Raw genomic sequence first — 15,570 nt, 5'->3', positions numbered from 1 at the left:
ATCAGGGTTTCGCTTCTTCTTATTTGTTTGATCTCACACTTGCCGCAAAAAAATAAGAAATGCGCCAGGTACTGCATCAATCAAAGTAAGGCGACCACGCCGGCTCGCGGACATTCCCCTGCTGAGAGGGCAGGCTGTATTTCACTCCGGCATCCAGCGACACCGCAGCTAGAATACCCTTGCTCCCCCGCTTGGTGGCGTACATCAGCATCGCGCCATTGGGCGCAATACTCGGGGATTCGTCCAGGCGCGTCTCCGTAAGGACACGCATTTGACCGGATACGATGTCCATCGTAGCGATAGTAAAAACCCCCCTGCTACGATGCACCATAACCAGCGTTTTGCCATCGGGAGATACCCGCGGACGCGCGTTGTAGTCGCCGTCGAAGGTTAAGCGGTCTACTTGACCCGTGGCAAGAGTCAATTGATAAATTTGTGGCTTACCTCCCCTGTCAGAAGTGAAAACCAGCGATTTTCCGTCTGGCATCCAGTTCGGTTCGGTATCAATGGAGAAGTGGCGGGTCATGCGAGTGAAACGGCCGGACGCCAGGTCGAGTACATAAATCTCCGGATTGCCATCTTTCGACAGCACCATGGCCAGCTTGGAGCCATCGGGAGACCAGGTTGGAGAGCTGTTCAGCCCCTTGAAGTTCGTCAGCTGCTGACGGGCGCCGGTGCGGATATTTTCGCGGAAAATAGCCGGACGACCTGTCTCAAATGACACATAGGCCACTTCCTGCCCATTGGGTGACCAGCTTGGTGACATCACCGGTGCACTGAAGCGACGAATCTGTCGAGCGCGGGCCCCATCGATATCCGACAGCATCAGCGCATAACTGGGTTGACCACCGCGCTGCGTTTCCTGCACGTACACCATCTGGGTACCGAAAGCTCCGCGAATACCGGTGATCGCTTCAAAGATCTCGTCGGCGGCACGGTGGGCGATATCCCGCAACTGCTGTGCGCCGCCGGTGACCTGCTTGGTGAAGACCTTGCGCTGACCAAAGATATTGGTGAGATCAAAACTCAGCAGATAGCCATTCGCCTGAGGCTGCATACGGCCGGTGACCACATATTCGGTGCCGAGCATGCGCCAGTCACGAAAACTGACCTCCTCCGGGTTCTTCGGGAATGACAGCATGTCTTCCCGCGGTACCGGGGCGATCAGACCACTGCGACGCAGGTCGGCCGAGATTATGGAAGACACATCTTCCGGCAACACTCCGCTGCCCGCCCAATCAAAGGGCACCACCGCTACCGGGGTAGGATTGTCATTGCCATCATCAATTTCCACCACCAGCTGGGCGCGGGCGGAAACCGCCAGCACGCAGCCAAGCAGTGAGGCGAAGAGAAGAGAGACTGTTTTTTTCATCATTGGCGCAGGCCTTCGACTCTGAATATCAGTTTGGTTGTTCTAATCTGGCGCTCGAACAGTGACGGCTCCTCGCGCGCCACCTTTTCCACTTCCGGGAAGACTTCTACCTTCTTGACCGCAGTCAGTACGGATCTATCCACCGCGGGGTTACCACTGCCTTTGGTAATGGTAGAGGCCACCACGCGTCCGGTGGGCACAAAATTGATCTGCACTTCGACCACCATGCCATTGCGGGCACTGGGCGGGCGACTCCACACCTGCACAATACGCTGGCGGATCGCCTGGGCTACAGACATTACGGCCGCGGAGTCGTCGCTGGCGTCCTGAAGCGCTTCCTCATCCTCAAGCGCATCCTCAAACGCACTTTTGCGTTCCTGCTTGAGCTGCTCTTTACGCTCGGCCTCTTTGCGCTCTTTCTCCTTGCGCGCCTCTTCGGCCTTGCGCTTTTTCTCCGCTTCTTCCTTTTTCTTGCGCTCGGCTGCAGCCTTGCGTTTTTTCTCCGCCTCGGCCCTACGCTGACGCTCCAGCTCCTGCTGGCGGCGCTTCTCGCGCAGATCTACCTTGGGCGGCGCCTTGGGTTTGTCAGACTTGGATTCCAGCTGTACCAGCTTGGCCTGCACAAACTTGGGCATTGGCTTCAGTTCGCGCTTGTGTTCCGCCTCCCAGCCAAAAGTCAGCACCGCGATCAACAACGCGTGCAGTGCGACACTGATAACAATGGCCGGGCCGTAGGAGCGATTCATACTTGCAACTGGCTCCAGGTCATTCCGACGGTGGCTCGGTGACCAGGCCCACACTGGGGGCGCCAGCCTGCTGCAGGTGGGTCATGGCGCCCACGATCAGACCGTATTTGGCATCGGTGTCACCCCATACCAGCACCGGCGTTTTCGGCTTCTGGCGCAGCACCTTGGCCACGGTTTCCTTGATCTCTTTCAACGGTTTGGCGACTTTCTCATCGTCACCGAGATTCAGATAATAAGTGCCGTCGGCCCTCACCGACACGATCAACGGCTCGTCATCGGTATCATCAATCGGGGCCGACGGTGCATCCGGGAGATCCACCTTTACGCCCTGCATCAACAGCGGCGCGGTCACCATAAATACGATCAGCAGCACCAGCATCACATCGATGTAGGGCACCACGTTGATCTCGGAGACCAGCTTGCGCTTCGGGGCTTTGCGAAAATTGCTCATGATTCAGCTCTTTGCACAGCGTTGCGTTCAGCGCCTTAACCGGCGGCATGCACTTTGCGGTGCAGAATGGAAGAGAACTCTTCGGCAAACGTCTCGTAGCTGGATAGCAGCCACTCCGCTTTAGCGGAATACCGGTTGTATGCCATCACCGCTGGTATCGCCGCAAACAGGCCCATGGCGGTGGCGACCAGCGCCTCGGAGATACCCGGCGCGACCGTCGCAATGGTGGCCTGATGCATGGTGGCAAGACCACGGAAGGAATTCATGATCCCCCACACGGTGCCAAACAGGCCAATGTAGGGACTGACGGAGCCGACCGTGGCGAGGAATGGCAGGTTCATTTCCACCTTTTCCTGCTCCCGGGACATGGCCACGCGCATGGCGCGCTCGGTGCCTTCCATAACCGCCGCAGGGCTACTCTTGCCCTGCTGGCGCAGGCGGGTAAATTCGGTGAAGCCGGCGCGGAACAGGGATTCAACACCGTCGACCTTGCCTTTCTCGGCAGCGGCGTTGCCGTCGCGGAACAGCTGGTTCAGATCCGCACCTGACCAGAACTTGCGCTCAAAGTTGATCATGGACTTGCGTGCGCGGGACAGATAGGTTCCGCGCTGAATGATCATTACCCAGGAAATGACCGAGGCCAGTAACAGCATCAGCATGACCAGCTGCACCAGCAGGCTGGCACTGGAAATCAGGCCCCACAGAGAAAGTTGTTCACCGGCATTCATGAATGTTGACTCGCTGCCTTCAAAGCTTGATGGATGGATTCTGGGAGTGCGCAGGGCTTTCGGCTTGCGTCATCCACGCAGGCCACTTTGACCACGCCCTCACAAATAATTTCATTACCGCGCCAGATTTTCTGCTCAAAGGTCACGGCGGCGCGGCCGACCTTGGCCACCGCGGCGCTGGCCCTGAGTTCGTCGTCGAGTATTGCAGAGCGACGGTACTGAACCTCCGCTGAATGCACCACGAGCAACAAACCCTGCTGCGGCATCGCGGGTTTATCATAGCCGAGCACACGGACCAATTCTGTGCGCGCGCGCTCCATATACTTTAAATAATTGACGTAATAAACAATTCCGCCAGCGTCTGTATCCTCGATATAGACACGAATGGGAATACTGAAGGGCTCTGACACGCACCGTCCTTAATTCGCCGACCGCGAACTGACTTTTTCTTGTTGATAGCGGTTTGGGTCACACCGGGAGGATTTCAACTCAAGTGGAGCCCTCCTGGCGATATTAGACGGACATGCTACAGGAACTAGACCGCTTCGTCAGGTGTGGCCAGCGACAATTGCGAGTCAGATTCGGTCGGGCTTGGGAATACCAAAGTGCTGGTAGGCCAGTGCAGTCACCACCCGGCCGCGGGGAGTGCGGGTCAGGTAGCCCTGCTGAATCAGGTAAGGTTCCAGCACATCCTCGATGGTATCGCGCTCCTCGCTGACCGCAGCCGCCAGGCTGTCGACCCCCACCGGACCGCCGTCAAACTTCTCGATCATGGTGAGCAGCATGCGGCGGTCGAGCTGATCGAAGCCGCTGGCATCCACGTTCAGCATGTTCAATGCCAGGTCCGCGGTTTCCGCACACACATGACCGTCGCTTTTCACTTCGGCGTAATCCCGTACCCGGCGCAGCAGACGGTTGGCGATACGCGGGGTGCCACGGGCGCGGCGCGCCACTTCGTGGGCACCCCCCTCATCCATCGCCACACCCATCAATCCGGCGGAGCGGGCGACAATACTGGTGAGATCTTCCACCGAGTAAAACTCGAGGCGCTGCACGATGCCGAAACGGTCGCGCAATGGCGAGGTGAGCAGCCCGGCTCGTGTGGTGGCCCCCACGAGGGTAAAGGGCGGCAAATCCAGCTTGATGGAACGCGCCGCCGGCCCCTCTCCGATCATGATATCCAGCTGATAGTCTTCCATGGCTGGATACAGCACCTCTTCCACATGAGGACTGAGACGGTGGATCTCGTCGATAAACAGCACGTCCCCGGGTTCGAGGTTGGTCATGATGGCGGCGAGATCACCGGCCTTCTCCAGCACCGGGCCGGAAGTGGTCTTGATTGCCACCCCCATTTCCGCGGCAATGATATTCGCCAGAGTGGTTTTACCGAGACCGGGCGGACCAAATACCAGGGTGTGGTCGAGCGCTTCTTTGCGCAGCTTGGCGGCCTGGATAAAGATTTCCATCTGCTCGCGCACCACCGGCTGACCTACATAGTCGGACAGGGTTTTGGGGCGCACGGCACGGTCGTACTGCTCTTCCTGGCCGGCAGGGCCCTGGGGTTCGGGGGCGATCAGGCGGTCGGCTTCAATCACGGGGTGCTCTCAATTTTTGCCAGCTTTTACGGATCAGGCCGGAGCCATGCTTTTCAGCGCCAGACGGATCAGGGTGGCGCTATCGGCTTCAGGCTGCTCTTTGGCAGCGCGGGCGACCATTTTACTGGCGTCTGTGGGTTTGTAACCCAGCGCAGCGAGCGCACTCTCCGCCTCACCGGCGTGGTCTATTTTGGGCTCGGCGTTGGTGGACATCAACGGGATATCGCCGAGGTCGCCGGCCTGTGGGGTAAGCTTGCCACGCAGTTCGATAATCAGCCGTTCGGCAGTTTTCTTGCCCACTCCGGGCACTTTCACCAAGGCCCCCACGTTGTCGTCTGCCACACAACGCGCCAGTGCGGCGCCGTCGAGGCCGGAGAGGATGGCGAGGGCCATTTTGGGGCCGACGCCGTTGACCTTGATGAGGGTGCGGAACAGTTGGCGGTCTGATTCGCGGATAAAGCCGAACAGCTGCTGGGAGGTTTCCGATACCGCCAGGTGGGTATGCAATTGCACATTGCCGCCCAGTTGAGGCAGTTCGAAAATGGTGGTCATGGGGGCCAACACTTCGTAGCCCACGCCCTGCACGTCGACGAGGAGTTGCGGGGGCTGTACTGCGGCCAGCTTGCCGGTGAGTCTTCCTATCATTGTTATTCCGAGGTTCAGTTCCAGTTCCCGGGCCCATTTAATTCAGGCTCCGGGGCGGCACTGCTACCGATATTTGTTCGCGAGACACGCCGTGAACCCATCCATGGGGGCTCTTCCGCGAGGTCCCTCTCGCGGAAGGTCTCGCGAACAAATATCGGTAGCAGCACCTTAATTTCTAACTTCAGTACATTGCCCAACAGCTGGGTAAGCCCCTCAAGCATCAAGCACGCTGAACTCTAATGCGAAGGTGTCACCGGTAGCGGAGCCGCCACCAAACGCCCCGACTGCGCGCCACGAAACCCGCCGCACCACCGAAGCCAAACTCAAGTAACACTAAGCCGCCCTCGCCGAAACCGAGTGCGACTCCCGGCAGAGGTTTGAATCAACGTCTGCATGGTATGCATATGACACAAGGCAACGGCCAGCGCGTCTGCAGCATCCTCCTGCGGAGAAGCGGGCAGCTTGAGCAGGGTTTTGACCATATGCTGCACCTGCAGCTTGTCGGCGCCACCATTACCTACCACCGCCTGCTTCACCTTGCGCGCTTCGTATTCCGAAACCGGTAGATCCGCGTGGGTGGCGGCGACGATGGCGGCGCCTCTGGCCTGGCCCAACTTTAACGCAGAGCCGGCGCTTTTCGACATAAACACGTTTTCGATCGCCATCTGCTGCGGCTGGTACTGCTGGGCAATCTGGCTGACGGCGTCAAATATGAGCTTCAGGCGCTCGGGCAGCGGGCCGTCGGGGAGTTTGATCACACCGCTGGCGACATAGCGGGCATTGGAGCGCTCCACGTCGATCAGGCCGTAACCGGTTTTGCGTGAGCCGGGATCGATGCCCAGAATGCGGGTCACGGCGGGCTGCCCCCTGTACATTTATACAATTGTTGACGGGAAGTTTCCCAAGGTGAGGACTGGGCGTCAAGGCGGGAAGAGGATATGCCCGGTCAGATACAAAAATGCCCCGCGGTGGCGGGGCATTCTGGGAGAAAGTCGGTCAAGGTTCAGCCCAGCTCTGCCATCACCTCTTCCGGGATCTCCGCATTGGAGTACACATTCTGTACGTCGTCCAGGTCCTCCAGCATATCCACCAGTGCCATCACCTTTTCCGCACCGTCTTTATCCATGGGCACAGTAGTAGACGGAATCATGGCGATTTCGGCATTGTCCGGCTTGAAACCCGCTTCGGTCAGTGCATCTTTCACCGACATATAATCGGTGAATTCGGTAGTAACCTCGATACTGCCATCATCGTTGCTCTGAATATCTTCCGCCCCTGCTTCCAGAGCCGCTTCCATCAGAGCATCTTCATCTACGCCTGGCTCGTAGTACATCTGCCCCTTGCGCGAAAACAGATAGGCCACCGAACCATCGGTTCCCAGATTGCCACCGCGCTTGGTGAACGCGTGGCGGACCTCCGCAACCGTGCGATTGCGGTTGTCGGTGAGACACTCCACCAGAATTGCCACACCTCCGACACCGTACCCCTCGTAGGTCACCGCCTCGTAGTTTTCCCCATCGGTATTACCAGCGCCGCGGGCGATGGCCTTGTCGATGGTGTCGCGCTTCATGTTCGCGCCCAGAGCTTTATCAATGGTGGCGCGCAGTGTGGGGTTGTCATCCGGGTTGGCACCGCCTTTCGCGGCTACGGTGAGCTCGCGAATGATCTTGGTGAAAACCTTACCGCGCTTGGCGTCCTGGGCGGCCTTGCGGTGCTTGATGTTGGCCCATTTACTGTGTCCTGCCATCGATAAATCTCCGGTCTTTCTACTATTTCTGGCTATTGCAAAGTTCGTCACCCCGGCGCAGGCCGAGGTCCTGCGCACTGGACTCCCTACCGGATCGAGTCCGGCATGACGCAAAGGCGCCGGAATGACGATGAAGAAAACTTAGCCTTTAACCTACCTGCTCTTCTTTCTGGCGCAGGCGGATGCTCAGCTCGCGCAGCTGCTTGGCGTCAACCGCTCCCGGAGCGTCAGTCATCACACAGGCGGCGCTCTGGGTTTTCGGGAAGGCGATGACGTCGCGGATGGAGTCGCTGTCGGTCATCAGCATCACCAGACGGTCGAGACCGAAGGCCAGGCCGCCGTGGGGCGGAGCACCGTACTTCAGTGCGTCCAGCAGGAAGCCGAACTTTTCGCGCTGCTCTTCGGCGTCGATGCCGAGAGCGCGGAATACGGTCTGTTGCATATCCTGGTTGTGGATACGGATGGAGCCACCGCCCAGCTCGGTGCCGTTTAGCACCATGTCGTAGGCGCGGGACAGAGCTTCCAGCGGGTTCTTTTCCAGCTCCTCTGCGGAACAGGAGGGCGCGGTGAACGGGTGGTGCAGCGCGGTAACACTGCCGTCGTCGTTCTCTTCAAACATCGGGAAGTCCACAACCCACAGGGGTGCCCACTCGGACACGTACAGATTCAGATCTTCACCCAGCTTGCAGCGCAGTGCGCCGAGAGCTTCGGAAACCACCTTGGCCTTGTCGGAGCCGAAGAAGATCAGGTCGCCATTCTCTGCCTGTACACGGTCGAGGATCGCCGCGCGCACGTCGTTGGGCAGGAACTTGACGATCGGGGACTGCAGGCCACCTTCCAGGTCAGACTTATCATTGACCTTAATGTAGGCCAGGCCCTTGGCGCCGTAGATAGACACGTACTTGGTGTAGTCGTCGATCTGCTTGCGGGTCAGCTTGTCGTTGCCACCGGGCAGTTTCAGCGCGGTCACACGGCCTTTCGGATCGTTGGCCGGGCCGGAGAACACCTTGAAGTCCACTTGTGTCATCAGATCCTTGATGTCCACCAGCTCCAGCGGGATGCGCAGATCCGGCTTGTCAGAACCGAATTTCGCCATCGCCTCACTGAACGGCATGCGTGGGAACTCGCCCAACTCGACGCCTTTCAGCTCTTTGAACAGCTTGCGAATCATGTTCTCGGTGATGGACATGATGGCGTTTTCATCGAGGAATGCGGTCTCGATGTCGATCTGGGTAAATTCCGGCTGACGGTCTGCGCGCAGGTCTTCGTCGCGGAAGCACTTGGCGATCTGGTAGTAGCGATCGAAGCCGGACACCATCAGCAGCTGCTTGAACAGCTGCGGGGACTGCGGCAGCGCGAAAAACTTGCCGGCATGAGTGCGGCTCGGCACCAGATAATCACGGGCGCCTTCCGGAGTTGCACGGGTCAGGATCGGGGTTTCGATATCCAAGAAACCTTCACCGTCCAGATAGTTACGGATGGCGTTGGTGATTTGGGAGCGGAAACGCAGGTTGCGCTGCATTTCATTGCGGCGCAGATCCAGGTAGCGGTACTTCAGGCGCACGTCTTCGCCCACCGCAGTGTGCTCATCCAGCTGGAACGGCGGGGTTTCCGCGCTATTGAGGATCTCCAACTGCAGGCCGTAAACCTCGATTTCACCGGTCTGCATGTTCGGATTGACCGCTTCCGGGGCGCGAGCGCGCACACGGCCGGTCACCTTCAGGACGTATTCACTGCGCACGCGGTCGGCGAGTTCAAAGTGCTCTGCGGCGTCAGGATCGAAGACCACCTGGGCGATGCCGTCGCGATCGCGCAGGTCGATAAAGATCACCCCACCGTGATCACGGCGGCGGTCTACCCAGCCACACAGAGTTACTTCGCGGTCAATATCGGCGGATCGCAGGGCGCCACAGTAGTCGGTGCGCATGGAGTCTTATTCCCTTAGTAGTATCGTCTTTGTTCAGCTTTTGCAGCTTAGCTGGCTTTGGCTTCCGAGCCACCGGATTTGCCGGAGGGCTTGGCAGCATCGCCGGCGAGATTTTTCTTGCTGCCGGTTTTGAAGTCGGTTTCGTACCAACCCCCACCCTTGAGGCGGAACCCGGCGGCACTGATTTTCTTGCTCAATTCCGCCTTGTTGCACGCGGGGCAGTCGGTCAGCGGAGCGTCGCTCATACGCTGCAGGGCTTCCATCTGGTGCCCACAGGCCTTGCATTGGTATTCATATATAGGCATGGCTAATACCCGGAATATAAAGGGGCGCAGATTATACATGAGCACTTGCGACGGAAGAAGGAGCCTGTTCACTGAAGCAACCCGGTGCTCGCGGTGCCCCCAGAGCCTGAGGTTTCCGGGCCATTTTTCGGCCAAAACCCTAAAAAAAAGCACTTTTTTTCTGTTTTAACCCCGTGCGCGCGGAAAAAAACTGGATATACTTCAGCTCAGTACTTGGGTATGCCGCGGCGGCGCCGCTGGACAAACCTTGATGTACACCCACTTTCACTGGAAAAAACACTTACATAAGGAAGGAAGCTAACATGGCCGCAAAGAAGAAAGCAGCTAAGAAAGCACCCGCCAAGAAGACTGCAGCCAAAAAGGCTCCAGCCAAGAAAGCAGCAGCCAAGGCCGCTCCGGCCAAGAAAGTGACTGCAATCAAAGAGAAATACACCAAAACCCAGATCCTGAACCAGATCGCCGAGAAGACCGAACTGTCTCGCAAGCAGGTTCAGTCTGTTCTGGACGAGCTGACCGATGTGATCGAAGGTCACGTTAAGAAGCGCGGCGTGGGCGAATTCGCACTGCCGGGCCTGCTGAAAATCACCACCGTGAAGAAGCCGGCCAAGAAAGCGCGCAAAGGCATCAACCCCTTCACCGGCGAAGAGACCATGTTCAAGGCCAAGCCTGCGAGCATCCAGGTTAAGATCCGCCCGCTGAAGAAGCTGAAGGAAATGGCTGAGTCCTGATTCTCGCCCCTTCTGCCACGAAAACCCCGCTTTTGCGGGGTTTTCTGTTTATAAGCCCCTGTTTACCCCCGATATAAAACCACTGCCGGCAGCTCCTCTACCAAAACGGGCCCTCGGCAGCGTAAAATGACCGCTCTAAAAATTTCCCGGACAGAATTAAGAAAGCACTATGCGCGCATCCCGCTACCTGATTGCCACCCAGAAAGAAACCCCTAATGACGCAGTGGTCATCAGCCATCAGCTGATGCTGCGCGCGGGCATGATCCGCCGCCTGTCTTCCGGGCTCTACACCTGGCTGCCTACCGGCCTGCGCGTACTGCGCAAGGTGGAGCGCATTGTGCGCGAAGAGATGAACAATGCCGGCGCACTGGAAGTGCTTATGCCGGTGGTACAGCCCGCCGAGCTGTGGGACGAATCCGGCCGCTGGCAGCAATACGGTCCCGAGCTGCTGCGAATTCAGGATCGTCACGACAATGCCTTCTGTCTGGGCCCCACCCACGAGGAAGTGATCACCGATCTGATTCGCACCGAGGTCAACAGCTACAAGCAGCTGCCGGCAAATTTCTACCAGATCCAGACCAAATTCCGCGATGAGATCCGCCCCCGCTTCGGTGTCATGCGCGCGCGCGAGTTCACCATGAAGGACGCCTACTCATTCCATCTGGGCGCTGATTCCCTGCAGGAAACCTACGATGTGATGCACGATGCCTACTGCCGCATCTTCGATCGCATCGGCCTCGACTACCGCCCGGTACTGGCGGATACCGGATCTATCGGCGGTTCGCACTCCCACGAATTCCACGTGCTGGCCCAGAGCGGCGAAGACGATATCGCCTTCTCTACCGAGAGTCGTTACGCCGCAAACGTAGAACTGGCGGAAGCGGTCGCTCCGACAGGCGAGCGCCCCGCCCCATCCAAAGAAATGGCCGAGCTGCACACCCCCGGCCAGAAGACCATTGCTGCTCTTGAAGAGACTTTCGGCATCGCCGCAAACACTTCGGTGAAAACCCTGATCGTGCTGGGCGAGACCGAAGAAGAGGGCGAGACCGCACCACTGGTGGCGCTCGTACTGCGTGGCGATCACGACCTGAACGAACTGAAGGCGGAAAAACTGGCGGGGGTTGCCAGCCCGCTGCAGTTTGCGCCGGAAGCGCGTATTGCCGAAGAACTGGGCTGTGGTATCGGCTCCCTCGGCCCGGTCGGTATGAAAATCGATGTGATCGTGGATCGCGCCGCGGCGCACCTTGCGGACTTCGTGTGCGGCGCCAACAAAGACGACTACCACCTCACCGGTGTGAACTGGGAGCGGGACGTGGCCATCACTCGCGTCGAGGACCTGCGCAATGTGGTTCCGGGTGATGCCAGCCCCGATGGCCAGGGCACCCTGGAAATCAAGCGCGGCATCGAGGTCGGCCACATCTTCCAGCTTGGCACCAAGTACAGCGAAGCGATGAACGCGACAGTGCTGGACGAGAATGGCAAAGAACAGGTCATGACCATGGGCTGCTATGGTATCGGCGTATCCCGCGTGGTGGCGGCGGCCATCGAGCAAAATCACGACGATGCAGGCATTATCTGGCCTGAGGCCATCGCCCCTTTCCAACTGGCTATTGTGCCGATCAACATGCAGAAAAGTGCGGCGGTGCAGCAGAAATGTGAGCATATCTACGAGGCACTGACCGCCAGGGGCATCGACGTGTTACTGATGGATGAGCCCAAGGCACGCCTGGGTGCCATGCTCGCGGACGTGGAGCTGCTGGGCATCCCGCATCGTATAGTGGTGGGCGACCGCGGCCTTGAAAAAGGCAATATTGAATATAAAGGCCGACGGGATTCCGAAAACCAGGAATTTTCCGCGGATCAGATTCTGGACATCCTGCTCGAGAAAATCCCACATTGATCCGGGCAGCCATCACCTCCGTCCTGCTGGCAATACTCAGCAACCCGGTATCCGCTCAGGCCATTGAAGCGGATCCGCAGCTATTGTTGGCTCTGAAGGACGCTGTCACCGAGGCGGACTCCTTTGTGGACCGCTTCGATGCAGAAGTGTGGTTGATGGCGAAGTCCCAGCCGCTGGCGCGCTACATCAAAGACCCGGAAGAGCGCCTGTACGTGCTCAAGGCGATTCACCGGGAAGCGACCCGCGCGGGATTACAGCCGGAAATCGTACTGGCAGTGATACAGATCGAAAGTGCCTTTGACCCTTATGCGGTTTCCCGTGTAGGGGCCCAAGGCATGATGCAGGTTATGCCCTTCTGGAAAAACGAGATCGGTCGTCCGGAAGACAACCTCATCGATATGGAAACCAATCTCCGTTACGGCTGCACCATCCTTAAGCACTACATCAAAAAGGCCAAGGGCAATATGCCCAATGCGCTGGCCTACTACAACGGCAGCTACGGCCGCCACACATACAGCCGCAAGGTGCTGGATGCGTGGGTAGAGCGCTGGCGCTGATTGCCCGTATTTCCGGGCAACAGCAATTTTCCCAGGGGTAGCCAAACCATGGATTACAGCTTTTTTACCGGCGCAGCCTGTGGATTACTTTTACTCGCCGCAACCAGAATTGCGCTGGGCCCCAAGCGCAAAGACAGCCGGTGGTTGATCGTTCTACTGGCGGGGGTGTTTATCTACTTATTACGCCCCTTATTACAGGACCAGGATTCGCTGCTGGATCTCCTGATCGACTTTCCCACGATCCTGATACCCGGTGCTTTCTGGCTGTTCTGTCACCAACTGTGTAATGATCAGGCGCCTTTCCCTCGCTGGGGCTGGTGGCTCATAGGCGGTGAAATTGCTGTCGACTTTGCCAGCCAATTGCACCTGCACCCTTTTTTCTATCTATTGGCCCAACCTTTCAAGGTGGGAATCATCGGCGCGGGACTGGCAACACTACTGCGACAATTTCAGTCGGACCTGGTCGCCGAGCGTCGCCAATTGCGCGTCAGCCTGTTCATCGCCATCGGTGGGTATATGGTGGTTGTCGTATGCGCGGAGTTTCTATTTACCCTCCTGCCGACACCTAGCGGTGTTCCGACACTGCATGCCATTACCGCCAGCCTGCTGGCCTTTGGCGCCTGTTTTTGGCTGTTGGCACTTTCGCCGAATGCACTGGAAGACTCACTCCCCCAGTGTACCCGGGAGGAACCTCCAGCAAATCCGGAACAGACGAGCCCGCCACCATTAGGTGCGACACAAAGCGCGCTGTTGTCACAACTTCAGCAACATATGGCGACGGGAGGTTACCGGCATACTGGATTGACGATTCGGGAACTGGCGGCGCAATTGGACGCAAAAGAACACGTGCTGCGAGCACTGATCAACAAGCACTTGGGGTTTCGTAATTTCAATGAGTATTTGAACCAGTACCGCATCGACGAGGCCAGCCGTCGGCTCGCCGACCCGGATGAGGCCCACCTGCCGGTGCTGAGTATCGCTCTGGATATCGGCTATGGGTCCGTCAGCCCGTTCAATGCGGCATTCAAACGCCGGCACGATAAAACGCCCACAGAATATCGCCGCGAGCAGTTGCCATCACACTAATAATTGACCGCCTGCGGCGGCACAAGTCGAAAAACAGACATTTGTAAAATGAACTGACGCCCCAGTTCGAGCAATTAGACGTCATAATTTTTTACATAGAGCAAGCCAAATTACGCCTTGTGAACCAAACTAGATCTTGCAGGACCTGCTCTGCAGGCAATTAGCCCAGTCACCACCTCGCTTGTAGTTCAGGCTCCTGCAAACCTTTTCCCACCAAACCGTCTCCCGCCGACCGGCCTCTTCCGACCAAACACCACCCAAAGCTATTGCGCGGCGATTTCACACACCGATCCAGTCCGCCCTAGCCGGCCTATGCCTACTGCTTGGGAGACGACATAAATTTGATCAGCGCCTTGTATTCCTCATCGCTGCAGTCCGGGCACATACCTCCGGGCGGCATGGCTCCGAGCCCGTTTTTCACAGAGTTCAGCAGCGTATCCATCCCTTTATCCAGGCGCGGCTTCCAGGCCTCCACATCGTGCACTTTGGGCGCGTTGGCGACCCCGGTATCGTGGCAGATATGGCAACTTTTCTGGTACCGCTCAGTGACCGCGTCAGCCACCGAAGCGCCACTTGCGAGCATACCGGTCAGTCCGAGCGCGAACATGATTACTGGTTTCATATAGCCACCTTTCTGTTTCTCAGTTTTGTCCCGTCACAAAATTCACCGCTCAGTGTAGTTTCACATTGCCGCGGATTACTACACTTCTTGCTCCCATCAACACCCGCGCCCTTCGCAGCGCGACTATATTGCCTGTCGGGCTTGCCCGCTTCTCGCAATACAGGTCGAACACAGGATCATGAACTACCCTGAGTGGGGTGAGAACATTTTCTCATGTGCTTTACCTGTCCCCAGCAATAACACCCATAAGCCGGAGCTCGCAGATGAAGCTGCATTGGATCAAAGATCCCAGTGTTCAGTTTGCCCTGATCGGGGCCCTTCTATTTGGTATCCACGGCCTCTTTCAGGATAGACAATCCGCCAGTTCCGGCGACATCGTCATCTCCGAGTCACGGATCCAGCATATTTCTGCCATTTTTGCCCGAGGTTGGCAGCGACCACCCAGTGCGCAGGAGCTGCAGGGACTGATCGACGACTATATTCGGGAAGAAGTGCTTTACCGTGAAGCCCTGAATATGGGCCTCGACCAGGGAGATGCGGTAATTCGCCGGCGCCTGCGAACAAAAATGGAGTTTCTGGCCAAAGATCTGGTCGATGCTATTGACCCTCCGGACTCGCTGCTAGAGCAGTACCACCAAACACACCTGGACCGCTACACCCATCCAGCCCGTTACACTTTCGAGCAGATATTTCTCGACAGCAATAAACGCAAAGAAGTAGCTGAGGATGCGCGCATCGTGCTAACCCGCCTGACCGCAGGCAGAGATCCCCGCAAGCAGGGCGATCATTCATTGCTGCAACACCGATTTGATTCGGTTACACCGGCACGTATCGACCGGGTTTTTGGCAGCGATTTTTCCCAGCAACTGGTTGACCTCCCCCTCAACGAGTGGACTGGCCCACTGACCTCCTCCTACGGCGAGCACCTGGTACGCATTCGCCACCTGGATCCGCAGCAGCAGCCAGAGTTTGGCGAGGTCCGCGCAGAGGTCCTGCGCGACTGGCAGGAACAGGAGCGTCGCAAGGTACTGCAGACCCAATACGAGACCCTGCGTAGCAAATACAGAATCTCGGTCGCTGAACTCTCCCCCGAGAGCAACGCCAAAACGGAAAGTGTCGAACCGGGCGATAGCCCGCGGCTATCCGGGGAGGCCGAGTAAC

At 57.9% G+C, this 15,570-nt stretch carries 17 protein-coding genes; 5 read left to right on the top strand and 12 right to left on the bottom strand.

What is annotated here, in order from left to right:
- Positions 1 to 76: 76 nt before the first annotated feature.
- The 11 genes from tolB to AAFH99_RS06530 form a co-directional block, all read right to left on the bottom strand.
- Positions 77 to 1,372 carry a Tol-Pal system beta propeller repeat protein TolB gene (tolB, locus tag AAFH99_RS06580; RefSeq protein WP_369797801.1) on the bottom strand — a complete coding sequence of 432 codons (1,296 nt, stop codon included), beginning with the start codon at positions 1,370 to 1,372 and terminating at the stop codon, positions 77 to 79.
- Positions 1,372 to 2,118, bottom strand: a complete 747-nt coding sequence (tolA, locus tag AAFH99_RS06575; RefSeq protein ID WP_043317591.1) for a cell envelope integrity protein TolA — start codon at positions 2,116 to 2,118, stop codon at positions 1,372 to 1,374. Before tolA ends, tolB begins: the two co-directional genes overlap by 1 nt.
- 19 nt (positions 2,119 to 2,137) lie before the next feature.
- On the bottom strand, positions 2,138 to 2,569 hold the full coding sequence (tolR, locus tag AAFH99_RS06570) for a protein TolR (protein ID WP_043317593.1): 432 nt from the start codon (positions 2,567 to 2,569) through the stop codon (positions 2,138 to 2,140).
- A 35-nt stretch (positions 2,570 to 2,604) separates the two neighbouring features.
- Entirely contained in the window at positions 2,605 to 3,297 is a 693-nt protein-coding gene (gene tolQ / locus AAFH99_RS06565) for a protein TolQ (protein WP_406828999.1), read from the bottom strand.
- Positions 3,294 to 3,707 carry a tol-pal system-associated acyl-CoA thioesterase gene (ybgC, locus tag AAFH99_RS06560; protein WP_406828998.1) on the bottom strand — a complete coding sequence of 138 codons (414 nt, stop codon included), beginning with the start codon at positions 3,705 to 3,707 and terminating at the stop codon, positions 3,294 to 3,296. The genes tolQ and ybgC overlap by 4 nt, the downstream gene beginning before the upstream one ends.
- 165 nt (positions 3,708 to 3,872) lie before the next feature.
- Positions 3,873 to 4,892, bottom strand: a complete 1,020-nt coding sequence (gene ruvB / locus AAFH99_RS06555) for a Holliday junction branch migration DNA helicase RuvB (RefSeq protein WP_406828997.1) — start codon at positions 4,890 to 4,892, stop codon at positions 3,873 to 3,875.
- Positions 4,893 to 4,925: 33 nt separating this feature from the next.
- Entirely contained in the window at positions 4,926 to 5,537 is a 612-nt protein-coding gene (gene ruvA, locus AAFH99_RS06550) for a Holliday junction branch migration protein RuvA (protein ID WP_406828996.1), read from the bottom strand.
- Between the two features lie 323 nt (positions 5,538 to 5,860).
- Positions 5,861 to 6,391: a crossover junction endodeoxyribonuclease RuvC gene (ruvC, locus tag AAFH99_RS06545; protein ID WP_156035173.1), complete on the bottom strand. Its 531-nt coding sequence runs from the start codon at positions 6,389 to 6,391 to the stop codon at positions 5,861 to 5,863.
- Positions 6,392 to 6,540: 149 nt separating this feature from the next.
- Positions 6,541 to 7,284: a YebC/PmpR family DNA-binding transcriptional regulator gene (locus AAFH99_RS06540; RefSeq protein WP_043317606.1), complete on the bottom strand. Its 744-nt coding sequence runs from the start codon at positions 7,282 to 7,284 to the stop codon at positions 6,541 to 6,543.
- 148 nt (positions 7,285 to 7,432) lie between these two features.
- Positions 7,433 to 9,211 (bottom strand): aspartate--tRNA ligase, encoded by a 1,779-nt coding sequence (gene aspS / locus AAFH99_RS06535; RefSeq protein ID WP_406828995.1) that lies wholly within the window; start codon positions 9,209 to 9,211, stop codon positions 7,433 to 7,435.
- Positions 9,212 to 9,258: 47 nt separating this feature from the next.
- Positions 9,259 to 9,516, bottom strand: a complete 258-nt coding sequence (locus tag AAFH99_RS06530; RefSeq protein WP_043317610.1) for an FmdB family zinc ribbon protein — start codon at positions 9,514 to 9,516, stop codon at positions 9,259 to 9,261.
- Between the two features lie 302 nt (positions 9,517 to 9,818).
- Here AAFH99_RS06530 and AAFH99_RS06525 point away from each other — a divergent pair, with 302 nt between their 5' ends.
- The 4 genes from AAFH99_RS06525 (at position 9,819) to AAFH99_RS06510 (ending at position 13,787) form a co-directional block, all read left to right on the top strand.
- Positions 9,819 to 10,244, top strand: coding sequence for an HU family DNA-binding protein (locus AAFH99_RS06525; protein WP_043317612.1), 426 nt, complete (start codon positions 9,819 to 9,821; stop codon positions 10,242 to 10,244).
- Positions 10,245 to 10,413: 169 nt separating this feature from the next.
- Positions 10,414 to 12,144, top strand: coding sequence for a proline--tRNA ligase (locus AAFH99_RS06520; protein WP_043317614.1), 1,731 nt, complete (start codon positions 10,414 to 10,416; stop codon positions 12,142 to 12,144).
- Entirely contained in the window at positions 12,141 to 12,701 is a 561-nt protein-coding gene (locus AAFH99_RS06515; RefSeq protein WP_043317615.1) for a transglycosylase SLT domain-containing protein, read from the top strand. The genes AAFH99_RS06520 and AAFH99_RS06515 overlap by 4 nt, the downstream gene beginning before the upstream one ends.
- A 48-nt stretch (positions 12,702 to 12,749) precedes the next feature.
- Entirely contained in the window at positions 12,750 to 13,787 is a 1,038-nt protein-coding gene (locus AAFH99_RS06510) for a helix-turn-helix domain-containing protein (RefSeq protein WP_406828994.1), read from the top strand.
- Between the two features lie 316 nt (positions 13,788 to 14,103).
- Here the strand turns inward: AAFH99_RS06510 and AAFH99_RS06505 are convergent, their stop codons facing one another.
- Entirely contained in the window at positions 14,104 to 14,409 is a 306-nt protein-coding gene (locus AAFH99_RS06505) for a c-type cytochrome (protein ID WP_406828993.1), read from the bottom strand.
- A 263-nt stretch (positions 14,410 to 14,672) separates the two neighbouring features.
- Between AAFH99_RS06505 and AAFH99_RS06500 the strand changes: the two genes are divergently transcribed.
- On the top strand, positions 14,673 to 15,569 hold the full coding sequence (locus tag AAFH99_RS06500; RefSeq protein WP_406828992.1) for a peptidyl-prolyl cis-trans isomerase: 897 nt from the start codon (positions 14,673 to 14,675) through the stop codon (positions 15,567 to 15,569).
- Position 15,570: the final 1 nt, after the last annotated feature.

The sequence above is a fragment of the Microbulbifer sp. ARAS458-1 genome (assembly GCF_045348205.1).
Classification (GTDB): Bacteria; Pseudomonadota; Gammaproteobacteria; order Pseudomonadales; family Cellvibrionaceae; genus Microbulbifer.
This window is presented reverse-complemented; position numbering and strand designations above follow the sequence as displayed.